The organism is Paraburkholderia sp. SIMBA_054 (genome assembly GCF_046534875.1).
GTDB classification, from domain to species: Bacteria; Pseudomonadota; Gammaproteobacteria; order Burkholderiales; family Burkholderiaceae; genus Paraburkholderia; species Paraburkholderia hospita.
Genome location: NZ_JAWRXV010000081.1, coordinates 1 through 17046, shown reverse-complemented (window position 1 = coordinate 17046; position 17046 = coordinate 1). Strand labels below are relative to the sequence as shown.

Annotated in this window: 12 protein-coding genes; 6 read left to right on the top strand and 6 right to left on the bottom strand. The window is 66.2% G+C overall.

The genetic code is table 11. The features are described 5' to 3' along the window. Positions 1–533 precede the first annotated feature (533 nt). The 4 genes from SB822_RS48675 (at position 534) to SB822_RS48660 (ending at position 7096) form a co-directional block, all read left to right on the top strand. The gene (locus tag SB822_RS48675; RefSeq protein WP_410858113.1) at positions 534–2042 is read left to right on the top strand and encodes a sigma 54-interacting transcriptional regulator; all 1509 of its coding nucleotides are present in this window, start codon (positions 534–536) and stop codon (positions 2040–2042) included. Positions 2043–2193: 151 nt separating this feature from the next. Beyond that, the gene (locus SB822_RS48670; RefSeq protein ID WP_410858112.1) at positions 2194–3816 is read left to right on the top strand and encodes an MFS transporter; all 1623 of its coding nucleotides are present in this window, start codon (positions 2194–2196) and stop codon (positions 3814–3816) included. A gap of 101 nt (positions 3817–3917) precedes the next feature. Continuing rightward, positions 3918–4259, top strand: coding sequence for an NIPSNAP family protein (locus tag SB822_RS48665; RefSeq protein ID WP_007731072.1), 342 nt, complete (start codon positions 3918–3920; stop codon positions 4257–4259). 227 nt (positions 4260–4486) lie between these two features. Continuing rightward, the gene (locus tag SB822_RS48660) at positions 4487–7096 is read left to right on the top strand and encodes a mechanosensitive ion channel domain-containing protein (protein ID WP_410858111.1); all 2610 of its coding nucleotides are present in this window, start codon (positions 4487–4489) and stop codon (positions 7094–7096) included. A 24-nt stretch (positions 7097–7120) separates the two neighbouring features. Here the strand turns inward: SB822_RS48660 and SB822_RS48655 are convergent, their stop codons facing one another. From SB822_RS48655 to SB822_RS48640, 4 genes are all read right to left on the bottom strand, one after another. Then, positions 7121–7609: an SRPBCC family protein gene (locus tag SB822_RS48655; RefSeq protein ID WP_410858110.1), complete on the bottom strand. Its 489-nt coding sequence runs from the start codon at positions 7607–7609 to the stop codon at positions 7121–7123. 32 nt (positions 7610–7641) lie between these two features. Beyond that, a complete protein-coding gene (locus SB822_RS48650) occupies positions 7642–9909 on the bottom strand; it encodes an ATP-dependent DNA helicase (protein ID WP_410858109.1) in 2268 nt (755 codons plus the stop codon). After that, a complete protein-coding gene (locus tag SB822_RS48645) occupies positions 9906–11621 on the bottom strand; it encodes a VRR-NUC domain-containing protein (RefSeq protein WP_410858108.1) in 1716 nt (571 codons plus the stop codon). Before SB822_RS48645 ends, SB822_RS48650 begins: the two co-directional genes overlap by 4 nt. Before the next feature lie 105 nt (positions 11622–11726). Then, the gene (locus SB822_RS48640) at positions 11727–13319 is read right to left on the bottom strand and encodes an MFS transporter (protein ID WP_410858107.1); all 1593 of its coding nucleotides are present in this window, start codon (positions 13317–13319) and stop codon (positions 11727–11729) included. A gap of 295 nt (positions 13320–13614) precedes the next feature. Between SB822_RS48640 and SB822_RS48635 the strand changes: the two genes are divergently transcribed. Beyond that, positions 13615–14760: a hypothetical protein gene (locus SB822_RS48635; protein WP_410858106.1), complete on the top strand. Its 1146-nt coding sequence runs from the start codon at positions 13615–13617 to the stop codon at positions 14758–14760. A gap of 123 nt (positions 14761–14883) precedes the next feature. Continuing rightward, positions 14884–16008 (top strand): FUSC family protein, encoded by a 1125-nt coding sequence (locus SB822_RS48630; RefSeq protein ID WP_007730080.1) that lies wholly within the window; start codon positions 14884–14886, stop codon positions 16006–16008. Positions 16009–16019: 11 nt separating this feature from the next. On the opposite strand, the gene SB822_RS48625 is transcribed toward SB822_RS48630, so the two are convergent. Both SB822_RS48625 and SB822_RS48620 read right to left on the bottom strand, forming a co-directional pair. After that, on the bottom strand, positions 16020–16412 hold the full coding sequence (locus tag SB822_RS48625) for an RHS repeat domain-containing protein (RefSeq protein WP_079501477.1): 393 nt from the start codon (positions 16410–16412) through the stop codon (positions 16020–16022). Between the two features lie 145 nt (positions 16413–16557). Beyond that, positions 16558–17046, bottom strand: a 489-nt coding sequence (locus tag SB822_RS48620) for a transposase (protein WP_410858105.1), incomplete at its 5' end; no start/stop codon positions are given.

Here is a 17046-nt window from a genome sequence, read left to right as displayed (position 1 = left end):
TGCGATGAATCGGGCCGCGAAGCCCGGTGCCAATGGCTTCCGGTCAGATCTACCGTTCGCCGGCAGCTGCCGTTCGGTCTGAAGAACCGATTGTCAAATGTGTCGCAGAGTTGAGACGGCGGGAAAAGGCCGGCGGCAAAGGAGGCGCGGCCTTGTGCAGCAAGGCGACGCGTGCGACACCCACTTGCACGTGCCTGTCAGGTGCCGCGATCCGCAAACGATTTAAGCGCCGGTAGAAATTGCAGAAGGGTGTATCTGCATCCAGATTTACGCTTATATAAAGCCCCTACCCTTTCATTTATCTTTGTTTTCACCGTGCATTTCATGCGACGATAACTTCGTGTTGCGAAGCATGTACGCAGCGCAAAGGCATGGCGACATTGCGGCATTCATGACCCGCATATAGAAGAAAATGAAAAATGCTCGGGTTCGCGCATGCGGACCCTCAAAAGACCACACCGTTTTGCCGTAGTACAAGGATCACTGACCTTGCTGCACGATGCGCAAGGGCGACGTCCACTACCGGGGGTAACATGAATTCCACTTCCACAACGGGCGCTTCCGACCGCACCGTGCTTTGTGTGGCCTCGACGCCCGACCAAGCGCTCGCAGCCTTTCTGGGCGCGGCCGGATGGCAGGTCGTACACGCCAGGACCACGGCCGCTGCGGAAAAACTGCTCGATCGGGGAGACATCAAGGTCGGCCTCGTCACGCTGCCCGACGACGTCACGCAGCAGCAGCTCTCGGCGCTCGAGGCCTGCATGCGTCACGGCGAGGCAAACTGGATCGCGCAGATCGCGCCCGGCCACGCCACCGACGACCTCACCAGCCGCTTCATCCTCGACTACTGCTTCGACTTCGTCACCGCGCCGTGCATGAACGACCGGCTGATCTTCGCGCTCGGTCACGCGCACGGCCTGTCGAATCTGCGCCGCGCGAGCTTCCGGCCGCAGCCGTCGCTCGGCGCGCACGGCATGGTCGGCCATTGCGAGCCGATGCAAAAGCTGTATCGCCGCATCGACAAGTGCGCGCAGACGGACGCGCCCGTGTTCATCGCGGGCGAATCGGGCACGGGCAAGGAACTGACCGCGCGCGCGGTCCACGACGGCTCGACGCGCGCGCAGCAGGCGTTCGTCGCTATCAATTGCGCGGCGATTCCGCCTACCCTGTTGCAGGCCGAACTGTTCGGCCATGAGCGCGGCGCGTTCACGGGCGCGCTGCAACGCAAGATCGGCCGGATCGAGCATGCGCACGGCGGCACGCTGTTCCTCGACGAAATCGGCGACATGCCGCACGAATGCCAGGCCGTGCTGCTGCGCTTCCTGCAGGAAGGCACGATCGAGCGCCTGGGCGGCAACGCCTCCGTCAAGGTCGACGTGCGGGTGATCTCGGCGACGCACGTGAATCTCGAAGCCGCCGTGAAGGACGGACGCTTCCGCGCCGACCTGTATCACCGGCTGTGCGTGCTGCGGCTCGATGAGCCGCCGCTGCGCGAACGCGGCAGCGACATTCGCCTGCTCGCCGACTATGCGCTCAGCATGTATCGGCAGGACGGCACGCACAAGATTCGCGGTTTTTCCAGCGGCGCGGTGGTCTCGATGTCGAACTACGACTGGCCTGGCAACGTGCGCGAGCTGATCAACTGCGTGCGGCGCGCCGTCGTGATGACGGAAGGACGCTTCATCACGGAAACCGATCTCGGCTTGCCGGAAATATCGGGCGTGCGCGCGAAGACGCTCGCCGAAATCCGCACGCAGGCGGAAATCGAGGCCATTGAAGAAGCGTTGAAGCGGCACGGCCACAACCTGTCGGGCGCGGCGGCCGATCTCGGCGTGTCGCGCGCGACGCTCTACCGGCTGATGAACGCGAACCGGATGAACCCGGACGCGAATGCGATGCGCTCGATGCGCCGTGCCGGCGGCGAAGGCCGCACCGATGGTGGCACGGACGGCTCATCCGATCCGGGCGGCGCGGACGACGGCGACGACAGCGATGCGGGCTCGCACCGGCCGCGCGCTGTCGCGGCGGTGTCGGTAGGCTGAGTTCGTCTTTTCTTTCTTTGAGTTTGTTCCCTTGAGTTTCTTCCTTTGAATCACGCGGCGGCCTTCACGTCGTTCAGTTGATGCTGAACGGCGTGGCGCTAAATGTGTCCATTGCATTGTCGATCGCACCGCAATGGAGTGGACACCCGTCATGTCCGACCGCGCTTCTCTGAACCACGCGCGCGACCAGCCGCACGCCTTCCCTGCCCAGGCCAGCCCCTGCGACGATCTCGCGATCCGCGCGCAACCCGCCGCCGGGATTCCCTGCCGCCGCAAGCGCCTCGCGCTCGGCGCGACGATACTCGGCTCCAGCATGGCGTTCATCGACGGCTCTGTCGTCAACGTCGCGCTGCCCGCCATTCAGACCGAACTCGGCGCGAGCGTCGCGGCGATGCAATGGGTCGTCAACGCGTATCTGCTGCTGCTCGGGTCGCTGGTGCTCGTCGGCGGCGCGCTGGGCGACAAGCTCGGGCGGCGCACCGTATTCGTCGCGGGCATCGTGCTGTTCACGGCGGCATCCGCGGCGTGCGGCCTCGCGCCCGAACCCGCCGCGCTGATCGCGGCGCGCGCCGTGCAAGGCGCGGGCGCGGCGCTGCTGGTGCCGAGCAGTCTCGCGATCATCGGCGCCGTGTTCGACGAACGCGAGCGCGGCCGCGCTATCGGCACATGGGCCGGCTTCGGCGCGATCACATCGGCACTCGGGCCCGTCGCGGGTGGCTGGCTCGTCGACGCGTTCTCGTGGCGCGCCATCTTCTATCTGAACGTGCCGATTGCGGTCGTCACGGTTGCGCTCGCGCTGTCGTCGATACCTGTTAGCCGCGGCTCAAGCGCTGCGCAGCGCCTCGACTGGCCGGGCGCACTGACGGCGGCACTAGGACTCGGCCTGTTGACGTACGGTCTCACGCTCGCTTCGTCGCATGGTTTCACCGATGAGATCGTGATCGGCATGATCGCCGGCGGACTGGCTCTGTGCGCCGCGTTCGTCGCCATCGAGGCGCGCAGCCAGGACCCGATGATGCCGCTCGATGTGTTTCATTCGCGAGATTTCAGCGGCGCGAACCTCGTCACGCTGCTGCTGTATTTCGGTCTGGGCGGCGCGCTGTTCTTTCTGCCGTTCACGCTGATTCGCGCGCACGGCTACACGGCGACGCAAGCGGGTGCGGCGCTGCTGCCCGTGCCCGTCGTGATCGGCGTGCTGTCGCGCCTCACGGGCGGGCTGGCCGTGCGTTACGGAGCGCGCCGGCTGCTGACGGTGGGCCCTGTGATCGCGGCAGCCGGCTTTGCGCTGCTCGCGCTGCCCGGCTGGCTCGACATCGACCGCGCGCGCTACTGGACGAGCTTCTTCCCTGCCCTCGCCGTGCTCGGCCTCGGTATGACGATCACGGTCGCGCCGCTCACGACGGCCGTGATGACGTCCGTTGCCACCGCGCGTACGGGTGTCGCGTCCGGTATCAACAATGCCGTCGCGCGGATCGCGAGCTTGCTGGCGATCGCGGTGCTCGGCATCGTGTTCGTCTGGTCGCACAACGCGGCGCTGTCGGAGCGGCTCGAACAATTGAACATTCCCGCCGATTTGCATCGCGAGGGTCAGCTTGCGCCGGACATGATGACGGGCGCGCATGCTGTGCCGGCTGAAATTGTCGCCGCGCAGTCCGATGCCATCGACGCGGGGCTGCGCGCCGTCGCGCTGGTGTCGGCGCTGTGCGCGCTGCTGGGCGCGGCGTGCGCGGCGGTGACGATTCGCGGGCAGCAGAAGCCGCAGAGTGAACAATAGCGCAACGCACATCGACACTTCCATCCAGCCTGAAACATCGCGCGCTACGCGTCGCGGATACTGACCTCATCCACTTAACGGCAACCACGACGGGAGTCTCCATGACGATCACCTGTTTCATCCGCTATCAGATCGATCCGTTCCAGCGCGACGCGTTCAGACAGTACGCGGAGAACTGGGGAGAAATCATTCCGCGCTGCGGCGGTCATCTGCTCGGCTATTTCCTGCCGCACGAAGGCACCAACGACATCGCGTGGGGCCTGATTGCGTTCGACAGCCTCGCCGCTTACGAAGCGTATCGCGCGCGGCTGCGCACCGATCCCGCAGCGCTCGAGAACTTCGGCATGGCGCAGGCCAAACGCTTCATCCTGCGCGAAGAACGGACGTTCACGGAAGTCGTCGACGGGACGCTCGGCAAGCCCGCCCACCCCGCTCACGCGTAAACGCGCATGACGCGCCAGCGGCGTCGTCGCGCCGCGCATCAGCACAAAAAACGCACGGAAAATGCCCGCATCGCACGCATTCATGCCCGTTGGGTCACGGGATTCGCTGCTTTGCGGAACTTATCGCGCGCCGCCGGGGTCGTTTTATTTTCCAGTCGAATCGTGGTGGCTCCCGGCGCCGCATCGCGTCCAGCCGTGCGCGCATCACCGCCGACCACCGGCCCTACATGCGCAAATTTCTCCTGATCTGTCTGCTCGCGCTGTTCTGCGCGCCCGCCTTCTCCGCCGTGACGGCAACGACGAGCGCGTCCGGCGCGTCCGCCACCACTGTCACGTTGACGCCCGACCAGGCCCGCCAGGCGTTGCAGGTGCTGAACGACCCCCAAAAGCGCGCGCAGATCGAAGACACGCTGACGGCCATCGCCGCCGCAGGCGTGCTCGCGACACCCGCCGCGCCAGCCTCGGGCGCATCGGCGACGGCGGCGGACGCCGCGTCGGGCGCGAGCGTGCCCGCCGCGTTCAAGTCGAACGGCCTCGCGTCGCAGCTGGTGCGCCAGGGCGCGCACTGGATCACGCAAGGCGGCATGACGCTCAAGCGCTCGGCCACGGTGCTGCTCGATACGTCGTCGGCCCGCTACTGGTGGAACGTGCAGCTTTCCGATCCGCACGAGCGCGCAAGAGTGTTCGGCGTGCTGCTCGCGCTGATCGGCACGCTGCTGCCCGCGATCGGGCTCGAATGGCTCGCGCGCCGGCTGCTGCGCCGGGCGCGCGCCGCGATCATCTTGCGGCGCGAGGCACGTGAGGCCCGCGAAGCGCACGAGCATGCACGCGAAGCCGCGGCCTCGGATGCCGTTGCGAGCGCCGAGGCCGCCGATACCGCCGAAGCCGCCGAAGCCGCAGCAGCCCAGGCGGCAGCCGGCTTCGCGGCGAGCCCGGCCGCGCCGTCGATGTCGACGCCGCCCAGGTCATCGGCTGCATCGTCCGCGTCCGACGCGTCCTTGCCGAAACCCGACAACCAGCAAAAGGAAGCGCGCAGCAAGCGCCAGGCGGAACATCACTGGACCACGCTGCAGCGTCTGCCGAGCGCGGCGCTGCAACTGCTGTTGCGGATGCTGCCGCTCGTCGTGTTCGTCGCGGCGGCGAGCGCGCTGATGTCGATCTTCACCGACGACGGCACGGTTCAGGACGCGGCGCTCAACGGCCTGATCGACCTGTACGTGATCTGCCGCGCGATCGTGATCGCCGCGGGCTTTTTCCTGCAGCCGGATGCGCCGCGGCTGCGTCTGTTGCGGGTGCCCGATGGCTGGGCGCTGTTCATGCAGCGCTGGGTGATTCGTGTGGTCAGCGTGATCGGCGCGGGCGGCGCGCTGATCCAGATCGCCACCGCGCTCGGCCTGAGCGACGCGGCGCATTTGCCCCTCGTCAAGCTGCTGGCGCTGGTCGGGCACGTGATGGTGTCGATCATGATCCTGCAATGCCGCGCGCCGATTTCCGCGCTGCTGCGCGAGCGCACCGGCGAGACCGATGCCGACAGCCAGCGCACCGTGACGATGCTGGCGCACGGCCTGATCGACATGTGGGCGTGGGTTGCCGTGTTCATCGTGATGGCGCTGTGGTTCGTGTGGGCGCTCGACGTGCACAACGGCTACCGCACGCTGCTGCATCTGGGTGGCGTGTCGCTCGCCGTGCTGGTGGCCGCGCGCGTGGTGGCGATCGTGCTGTTCGGCGCGCTCGGGCGGCTCTTTCATGTCGAAGACGGCGAGCACCGCTCGCTGATTCATGAGCACGCGTACCGCTACTACCCGTTGATCCGGCGCGCCATCTCAGCGCTCGTGATCGTCGTCACCGCGCTCGTGCTGCTGCAGTTGTGGGGCCTCGACGTGTGGCAGTTCTTCCGGCCCGGCGCGATCGGCCACCGGCTGACGTCGGCCATCGTCACGATCTGCGTGGCCGCCGTGATTGCGCTGGTCGTATGGGAGATCGCGAATGTATCCGTCGAAAAGCGCCTCGCGCAGTGGACCAGGAGCGGCGACCTGATGCGCGCCGCGCGGCTGCGCACGCTGGTGCCGATGCTGCGCTCGGCGCTGTTCGTCGTGATCGCGCTGGTCGTCGTGATGACGTGCCTGAGCGAGCTTGGCGTGAACACGGCGCCGCTGCTCGCGAGCGCGAGCATCTTCGGCGTTGCGCTCGGCTTCGGCTCGCAAAAGCTGGTGCAGGATTTCATCACGGGGATTTTCCTGCTGATGGAAAACGCGATGCAGGTCGGCGACTGGGTGACGCTCGCGGGCGTGTCCGGCACGGTCGAGTATCTGTCGATCCGCACGGTGCGCCTGCGCGGCGGCGACGGCTCGCTGTACACCGTGCCGTTCAGTTCGGTGTCGACGGTGAACAATACGAATCGCGGGCTCGGCAACGCGGCCGTTCGGGTCAGCATCGCGTACGGCCAGGACGTCGACCTCGCGATCGCGACGCTCAAGGAAATCGGCACCGCACTACGCGAAGACGAGCAGTTCAAGGACGGCATCCTGTCGGACTTCAGTTTCTGGGGCGTCGATGCCGTCGATGGCGCGTCCGTCACGCTCGCCGGCCAGATTCAATGCCGCGACTCGGCACGCTGGCCGGTGCAGCGCGAATTCAACCGGCGCATCTTCGACGCGTTCCGCGCGAAGGGCATTGAGATCGCAAACCCACAGCGCAGCATGCTGGTCGCGGCCAATCCCGCGCAAGGCGGTTCTGATTCCGCTAATGACGAGCTCGAAGGCCCACCGCGTCCGTCGAATGTGCCGGATGGACCGCAACAAGTGCAAAAGCCGACATCGAAGGTGGCGCGGCACTGAGCTTCAATAACCCGGCTGCCCGTCTCATGACGAATGCTCGACGCCAAGCAGCCGCGCGTCGAGCAGATTCGCGAGCGCTTCGCCGCCCCGCTGCATCACGTAATCGTGATTCCATTTGAAGAACGGGCGCGCGAGCGGCGCAAGCAGGTTCATCCAGCCGCGCTTCGTGCGCACGCGCCATTCGTAGCACACCACCGTCGCTTCGCCGTGCGTCGAGAAGTGCCAGCGCCCCGTTCCTTCGACGTCGCCGCACGCCTCGCCTTCGAGCACGGCGAGCGGCTCGACGCGGGTCACGCGCATGTCGAACGCGACGCGATACGGCAAGCGCCCTTTCCACGTGTAGCGATGCAATGCCCCGACGCCGTCGCTCGCGCCCGGCTCCACTTCGATCACGCGCTCGACGCAGGTCCACCATTGCGGCCACCGCGCCGGATCGTGAATGGCATCCCATACGGCCGGTAGCGGCGCGTCGACGCGCCAGATCGTCGTGAAGCGGTATTCGCCTGCGCGCACGGGTTGTCTCCTGTTCTTGTTGCTTCTTGTTGCTATATAGCGACCTTCCACCATCGCGGCAACAACCGCTTCACATCCGCGCGCCGATACCGGTCGTCGATCAGATGCACGACGCCCGCATCCTGCTCGGTGCGAATCACGCGCCCCGCCGCCTGCACGACCTTCTGCATACCCGGATACAGATACGCATAGTCGTAGCCGTTGCCGAACTGCGCATCGAAGGTGCGGCGCATCTGTTCGTTGACGTCGTTCATCTGCGGCAAGCCGAGTGTCGCGATGAACGCGCCGATGAGCCGCTCGCCGACCAGATCGATGCCCTCCGAAAACGCGCCGCCCAGCACCGCGAAGCCGACGCCCGCGCCGCTCGTCGTGAAGCGCGCGAGGAACGCGTCGCGCGCGGTCTCGTCCATGCGCGGCTCCTGCGTCCAGATGGGCACCTGCGGATGCCGTTCACGCATCGATCCCGCGACGCGCTGCAAATAATCGAAGCTGCTCAGAAAGCCGAGGTAGTTGCCCGGACGCGCGGCGTACTGCTGCGCGATCAGATCGACGATCGGTTCGAGCGAGCGCTCGCGGTCGCGCCAGCGCGTCGACACATGATGCGCGACGCGCACATCCAGCTGCTCGGCCCTGAACGGCCCTTCGACGTCGAGCCAGTTGGTGTCGTCGGGCAGACCGAGCATGTCGCGATAGAAGTGCTGCGGGCTGAGCGTGCCGGAGAACACGATCGTCGCGCGCGCAGCGGCGTAGCGCGGCTTGAGGAATGGCGCGGGAATCACGTTGCGCACGCAAATCTCTGTCGATGACTTCGCGTGGGCCTGGCCGCGATGCGCATCGAGCGTCACATCGACGATCGAATGATCGCCGAACTGCTCGACGAGCGACATGAAATGCAGCGCGTCGAAATAGAAACGCAGCGCGTTTTCATCGACGGATTGCGGGGTTTCCGCAAGCTGATCGCCAATCGATGCGATCAGATTTTGCAGTGCCGACTGCAGCTTTGGCGGCACGCCGGGCAGCACCTCGTACGCGGCATTGCGCTCGCGGTTCAACGCATTCCATTCGCGGTTCAATCGATCGAACGGCTTTTTCAGCGCTGCGGGCGCGGCATGGCGCGCGCCGCGAAACGCGTGTTGATCGAGCGTCGCGCTGTACATGCGGCGCGCGCGGTCGGGCAGATTGTGCGCTTCGTCGGCGAGCACGGCGACGCGCCAGCCGTTCAGTTGCGTCAGCGCATACAGCATCGCGCTGCTGTCGAAGTAGTAGTTGTAGTCGCCGATCACCACGTCGCACCAGCGCGCCATTTCCTGCGCGAGATAGTACGGACAGATGCCATGCGCGAGCGCCGCTTCGCGCACGGCTGCGCGGTCGAGCGTGCGCGCCTGCAACGCCGTGTCGCGCGCGTCGGGCAGCCGGTCGTAGAAACCGCGCGCGAGCGGACAGGAATCACCGTCGCACGATTTGTCGGGATGCTCGCAGGCCTTGTCACGCGCGACGAGTTCGAGCGTGCGCAGCGGCAGCGCGGCTTCGCTGCGATGCAGGGATTCGACGGCTTCGAGCGCGAGCGCGCGGCCCGGCGTTTTTGCCGTCAGGAAGAACACCCGGTCGAGATGATCCGCGCCGCACGCCTTCAGCAGAGGAAAGATCGTGCCGAGCGTCTTGCCGATGCCCGTCGGCGCCTGCGCCATCAGACAGCGCCCGTCGCGCGCCGCGCGAAACACGGCCACGGACAGTTCGCGCTGACCGCTGCGAAACTCGCCGTACGGAAAGCGCAGCGCGTTCAATGCGGCGTTGCGCGCATCGCGATGCGCTTCTTCGCGCGCGGCCCACGCGACGAAACGCTCGCACTGTTCCTCAAAGAACGCGCGCAGCGACGCGGCCGTGTGCTGTTCCGTCAGCACGGTTTCTTTCTGGTCAGCGATATCGAAGTACACGAGCGCGACCGTCAGTTCGTCGAGCGCGCGCGCCTCGCACAGCAGATGCCCATACACCAGCGCCTGCGCCCAATGCAGCGTGCGATGATTCGCGGGCATCCGTTCGAGATCGCCGCGATGCGTCTTGATCTCTTCGAGCCTGTTCAGCGCCCGGTCGTAGCCGTCGGCGCGGCCACGCACCGTGAGGCCGCGATGCGTACCCGTCAGCGTGATCTCCGCTTCATAGCCGGATGCGCGGCGCGCCGTCACGGCCTGATGTCCGGCGATGCCTTCGAGCGCCGACGGCGCGGGCGTGAAGCGCAGATCGAGATCGCCGCGCCGCGCGGTGAATTCGCAGAGCGTGCGCACGGCGACGACGTAGGTCATGCCGCCTCCGCGTCCGTTGCACCGACCAGCGCATCGTCGGCGCTTTCGGTCCAGCGAACATCGAGCACGCGCACGGGCACATCGTGCTGCACGCAGTACGCGAGCCAGCGGATCTGATTGTCCTGCAGACGATCGCCCGGCCCTTTCACTTCGATCAGTTCATAGCGCCGCTCGCGCGGCCAGAAGCGGATCAGGTCGGGCAGGCCCGAACGGTTCGCGCGAATATCCAGCAACAGCCGCTCGAACCACAGCTTCAGATGCGCGGCGGGCAGGCAATCGAGCGCGAGCGTCAGCAACTCGGGCGTGAGCATGCCCCAGAACACGAACGGCGATTGAACCCCGGCTTTAGTTTCGAAGTAACGCAGGATCGTCTCGCGATACACGCCGCTTTCGAGTTGCGCGAAGCAGGCGTCGAACTGCGCGGCACGCCGCGCGCGGAAGTCGGGCGCGTGCAGATCGGCGGGGCCGCGCTGGAACGGGTGAAAGAACGCGCCCGGTACGGCCTCGAAAACAGGCTCCCAGCACAGCAGACCGAACAGCGAATTGATCAGCGCGTTTTCGACGTAATGCACAGGCGCATCTTCCGTCGACAGATGATCGCGCACCGCGTATTCGACGGCGACGGGCTCTAATGGACGCGGCAATTCGAGCATGCCGCGCTGCGCCGCGCGCACGCCAGCTGGTTTCTGCGCGGCGACGCCGAGCCGCCGTTGCAGGCGCGGCAGCATGCGCGCGACGCGCTGCTGCTCCTCTTCGCTCTCGGGAACGGCGGCCGCCTGCAGCGCCAGCGCGAGCGCCGCTTCGTCGCGCCCGTCGCGCTCCAGCACGCGCATGCGCCTGTGCCTCGCGCCCGGCCATGCGCAGTGCTCGTAAATGCGCAAGGCAGCATCCCAGTCGCGCCGGCGTTCGGCCTGATAGCCGATCGCATACAGCAGCTTCGCGCGGCGCAATGCGAGCCAGGGGTTGTGCTGGGTATCGATTGCATCGACGGCTTCGAGCAGCGGGTCGAACGCTGCGTTGTCCGTCAGTTCCAGGGCATCGCGGCACGCTTGCAATGCCAGATAACGGTCGACGTCGCCCCGCTGCTGGAACGCCCGCGACGACGGCGCGAACGCCACGCGCTCGTACTGATACACGCCGAGATCGGCGAGCACGAACTCGGACCAGTCCTGATGCAGATTGCCGAAGAACATCAACCGGAAGCGCTCGCAGAGCGGCGCGACGAGCACGCGCAGCGCGGCTTCGTCAGCGGCTGCGTCCCACTCGCGATAACGCCGTGGCAGCGCGTGCGCGGGGTCAGCGACGCGCAGCGCTTCGAGCCATTCGGCCTTGCGCAGGCCCTTGAGCGCGGGAGACGCGGCGAACATGCGTTGAAGTTCGGGGCGCGTCGCGCACGCGAACAGTTCGTCGAGTGACACGCCTGCGTCCGCATCGATCCAGCCGAGTGCGGCCAGCGGCGCGGCCGCCTGCACGGGACAACCGATCTCCGCATACGCGAGCCGCCCCGTGCGAAACAACGTGCCTTTGCGCATCAGCATGCGCACGAGCAGCGCGCGCGATGCTTTCGGCAGGCGCGCGCCGTCGCGCAGGAATGCGTCGAGAAAGGCGCGCTCGCTGTCGTCGAGCAGATCGTCGTAACGGCCCGCGATCCACGCGAGGGCGCGCTCGAAATTCGACAGGTAATAGAACTGATCGGGAGCGTCGGTCGGCACGGCTATCGGACACGGAAGGCTGTATATTTATACAGCCATGATAGCAAACGCGGCAGTCTGCCGAGCCAGAAAGCGCGCACGCCCCTCATGGTCCTCAAGCGCTCCTCAAGCGCCGCGCACTTCCGTCTCGGCATAGGTCACCTGCACGGCGGGCACGAACCACGCGAGGCATAGCCCGATCAACGCGGCGAGCGCGGCGACGGACAAGCCGATGTGAATCGACGCAATGAGCGCTTCGCGCGCCATGTGCATCATCGGATCGCTGGAATGCCCGGCCGCCACCAGATGCTCGATCAGCGCGGACTGCTCGTTGCGATCGACCAGCAGATCGGGACTCGCGAACGACTTGAGCCATTGCGTCGCCTGATACGAATCGAGCGAGCGGGTCACGCCCTGCGTGTACATATGCCCGAGCAGCGCGCCCGTGATCGCGGTGCCGAGCATGCCGCCAAAAATCCGCAGCGATTGCATCAGCGCCGTCACTGCGCCGAGGTGATCGCGCGCGACGATCTGCTGCGAGCAGATCGTCAGGTTGGTCGCGACCAGGCCAAGCCCCAGTCCGCTCAAGCCCATACACGCCATCCACACGATATGCGGCTCGTGGCCCTTGAACGAGACGAGCGCAACGCAGCCGATCACGAAGAACGCGAAGCCGGCATACATCACCCCGTTCGCGCGCCGGATACGCGTGACGATGCGATTGTTCAGCACGCTGCCGACGGTCGTACCAAGCAGCAGCGGCGTGATCAGCATGCCGGAATCGTGCGGCGACATCGCGTAGCCGCCCTGGAACAGCAGCGGCACGTAGAACACCATCGAAAACAGCGCAAAGCCGCCGAGCACCGACATCGCGAAGAGCGGCGCAAGCTTGCGGTCGAGCAGCACGTCGACGGGCACGACGGGATAGCCCATGCGCTTTTCCCAGAAGTACAGCGTCAGGCTGCACACGGCCGTGATCGCGAAGAGCAGCCCCGTCGTGCCGCTGATGCCCTCGCGCGGCAGCAGTTCAATCAGCAGTTGCAGCGCGCCGAACGTCACGGCGACGACGAATGCACCGAGCCAGTCGAGCTGGATCGGCCCGCTCGCTTTCAGATGGCGCAGCTTTGGCACAAACATCTGAACAAAGATCAGCGACACAACGCCGACGGGCACGTTGACGAAGAACACGAGCCGCCAACCCTGCATCTGCGTGAGCATGCCGCCGAGCGTCGGCCCGACGATGTTCGCAATGCCGAACGACGATGTGACGAACACGAGCCAGCGCAGCCTGAGCTTCGGATCGGGAAACAGATCGGCGACGGTGGCGAACACGGTGCCGATCAGAATGCCGCCGCCGATGCCCTGCAGGCCGCGCGCGGCGATCAGGAACAGCATGCTGTTCGCGAGCCCGCACAGCACCGACGCCAGCGTGAACAGCAGGATCGCGGCGATCAGGAACGGCTTGCGGCCGTACAGATCGCCGAGCCGCCCGAAGATCGGAATGGTGATGACGGACGCGAGCATGTACGAGGTCGCGACCCACGCGTAGAAGTCGAAGCCCTTCAGATCGGCGACGATGCGCGGCAACGCGGTGCCCACGATGGTCTGGTCGAGCGCGACCAGCATGGTGACGAAGGCGATGCCGAGCATCGCGAGCAGCGACTCGCGAAACGGCAGCAGTTGACGGCTGGGATCGTGAACGGCACTGGCGGACCTCATGGCGTGCTCCACCGTAAGAACGTCCGCGTGCGCAGCGGACAGGCTGCCGGTCTTTGACCCGGCATGCGGCTCTATCGAGAGTGATACTCGCGTTTAAAAATAGCAAGGGCATTTCCCTGGCGGGCGCCCGTCATCGCTGCCGGCTTTGCCGCCCGGCTTCCCGCGACGTCCGACGCAGCCCGGCCGCCGGATTTCCTGCCTATACTTACCTGGCCGTTTCGGACAAAGGCAAGCGGCCAGCCGCCGCGCAACAGGTGACTCTCTCATCCGTTTGCTTACACGAAGGAGACCTCTGGTGAACGACGCCGATCTGGTCGCCGCGGCCAACGCCGCCTTCAATCCCTACGTCCTCGAGCAGTTGAGCAGCCGCATCGGTTTGCCGCCCGACGCGATCCGGCAGGTCGTGGAACGCGCGGCGCCCGGCATCGTGCTGACGATGATGGCGAGAGCAGGCAGCGCGGAAAGCACGCAGCGCCTGTTCGTCGTGATCATGTCCACCGAATCCAATCCGCGCATCGCGGCGCAGCTCGCCGGCCTGACCGCGAGTTCGCACGGGCTGAAGGCCGTCGAGCGCTCAGGTCATGCGCTGGCGACGCGCATCGCCGACAGCCGCGAGATCGCGTTGATCAGCGACCACATCGCCGCCCTGACGACCGTGCCGCCGCAAGCCGCGCATGCGCTGACGGATGTCGCATCGGCCGTGGTGTTCGGCGCCGCCAAGCACCATATGCTGCTCGAACAGGGCAGCGCCGGCGACCTGCCGGGACTGCTCGCCTATCAATGGCCGATCGCTGCGCCGTGGCTTGCAGAGGGATTTGCGACGGCGCTCGGATTCGCGAGTTCCGCTGCGTTCGCGGACAGCGTCCCGCAACGGCTCGTCGAACTCGCGGCGGGCATGCCGCGCGCGCACGCCGTCGCTGGGAACGGGCCACCTGGTTGGGCGACGAACGGGGCGCCGCCATCCGCGGATACAGCGCCGTCCGGCGGATATTCTGGCGGCGATCTTTACGGACTGGCGGGTGGCGCTGCCGGCGCTTCTGCTGCTGCCGCGCCCGGTGCGCCCAAGCAGTTGCTGACGACAGTCGAACCCGTCGCGCCCCGCCCGCGCCGCGTTCCCGTCTGGGCTTGGGGCATACTCGTCGTCATCGTGCTGCTGATCGGTATCATCATGTACGGCTACCGGCAACGAACGGCCGCGGACGAAGGGGCTCCGCAGCTCACCAGCAGCACGGCATCGGGTACGTTGTCCACGCCGGCGCCCGTGTCCGGCGCATCCGTGCCGCCTGCGGCACAGACGGCAGCCGATTCGGGTGGGTCGGGAACGGCGGCGGCGTCGGAGGCGGTGGCGTCGTCCGAAGCCGCGTCCGCTGCAGGCGCGGCCGCCAATGTGGGCGGTTCGCCTGCCAGCAGCGCGAACCCGGCCTCGGCGGCAAGCCAGTGAAACGGTCATTGCGCGATTGCCGCGCCGGGCCGCGATCCGTCGATCGCGTCTCACCGTGCGCGCACTCGACGAGACGCCGCTTTCCCTCATGCGAACCTTTGCCCAATTGTGACGACTCGCACCATGGAACCGTCCACTGATCCCGCCGATCGCGAACCTTCAGCCGACACGGCGCGCCGCGAGATACCCGCGAGGCACCCATTTGCCGCGCTCGGCGGCTGGCTCGCGCGCGTCGATCCCGGCACGCATCGACGCATCAAGGGGCTGCGCCTCGTGACGGCATACGGCCTCGCCTCGGCGCTCGGCACATTGCAGGACGTCACGCATGGATTGCCACGCGATGCGTCAGTCGGCCTGCTCGCGGCCAACTTCGCGCTGTGGGCGAGCGTGTCGGAGGCGCGCACGACACGACCCGAATCGAGTCGCGATCTCGCGCTGCTATGCGCGGCGGCCGCGCTCGGCGCGGCGATGTACGTATGTCTTGCACAGCCATTGCTCTTCTTCGGGCATGCGGGTCCCGAGCTCGTACTGGTCACGGGTGCGTTCCTCGTCGGCTATCTGAAGCGATTCGGCGTGACCGGCGGGGGACTCGGCTCGCAGATCTACATCGGGCAACTGCTGGCCTACGGCGCGAAACTCGTTCCCGCCGATCTGCCCGGCATTGCAATTGCCGGGTTGATCGCGATGCTGGCGTCGATCGTGCCGCGGCTGCTGAGCGGGCCCGCCGAACGGCCAGCCGTCGTCGCCGCGCTGTCGCCCGGACCCGAGCCTGTGGCCGGACGGCCTTCACCCGAGTTCGTGATGGGACTGCAGGCCGCGAGCGGCGCGCTCGTGATCGTCGCGTTGAACGCGTGGCTGAACCTCGCGGAATCGGTGTGGGCGATCACGGCCTGCACGTACGTGGTCGCGGGGTCCGCGACGGGCACCGTGCAGCGCGTGCGGCGGCGGATCATCGGCACGCTCGTTGGGGTGCCGCTCGGGCTCATCTGTTTGCCGATTGCGGAGCATGCGCCGTTGCTGATCTGGCTCGCTGCGGCGCTGGCGATGATCGTTTATTCGATGGCGCTGCCCGAGCGATACGACATCGCGTGCGGCGCGTTTGCGTTCACGCTGATCGTCACGCTCGCGGTGAACGGCATCCACTCGATTCCATTTCTCACGGCGCGGGCGTGGGAGACGTTGATTGGTGGCGTGCTGGGGTTGCTGGCGGCGATGGTTATTTTTCCGTTGAGGTTGAGGGAGAAATAGGGGCTGGCTGTTCAAGCATCGTCGTTTGTGCCGTCTTCGGAAGATTCGCTGTGTTCAACATACATGCGCAATCCTTTCCTGTGCCCCCCCCAAACTCTCCGGGCGCCTTTGAGGCGGAACGGCTTCTGCCCGGGATGCGCACGCATCCACTCCGCATCCTCGGCCGCATCGCGCGCGTACCGTGCCGTGCGCTCGTGCTCCGTTTCCAGCCCGTCCGGATACGGCGGGATCTTCGCCGCATCGATCGGGTTGCCGGCAGGATCGAACGCAAAGATCTCCGTCAGGTCAGGCGTCACCGCCTTCAGCAACCGGCCCACCGGGTCATAACCGTATTCCGACGCGCCACGCGTGCGGTCGTCGATGCGTGCCAGTTGCCCCGCCCCGTCATAGCGCAGCCGACGCACCGCAACCCGCTCATGTTAGGAGAGTTAACTATGGCTATTGCCAATCTGAGAGCACGTTCACACGTCACGGAACATTTCGTGACCATCAAGCAGCCGAGACACTTCCGGAAATTTTCAAGCTAGTTGTCGCCTCAACGAATAAATATCAGGCGGCTTTTCTCTCCTGGTTGCGACGTTGTGGTGTGACGCTCGGGTTATCGATGCGATCGGGATTCAGATGCACGGTGTCAACGCGCTGCCAGTTGCGGGTGGGGCCTTTCCATCGGAGTGGATTGCGCTGCCTTGCCGCCTGGTAAAGCGCAGCGCGTCGAAACAGAATGTCCTGATCGAGGTTGGCATGACGTTGCGCCGGCGTCACGAACCGGATCGCGCTGTGACGATGCTCCTCGTTGTACCAGCGCACCAGCGCGCCCACCCAGGTGCGCGCGGCGAACAGGGTATCGAACGCCTTGAGAGGATAGGCAGGCCGGTACTTCAGGGTCTTGAACAGCGACTCGGAATACGGGTTGTCGTTGCTCACGCCGGGGCGACTGAGCGACGGCATGACGCCCAGCGCTTGGAGGGTAGCGAGCATCGTCGCGCCTTTCATCGGGCCGCCGTTATCGGAGTGCAGGATCACCTGTTCGGGCTGTAT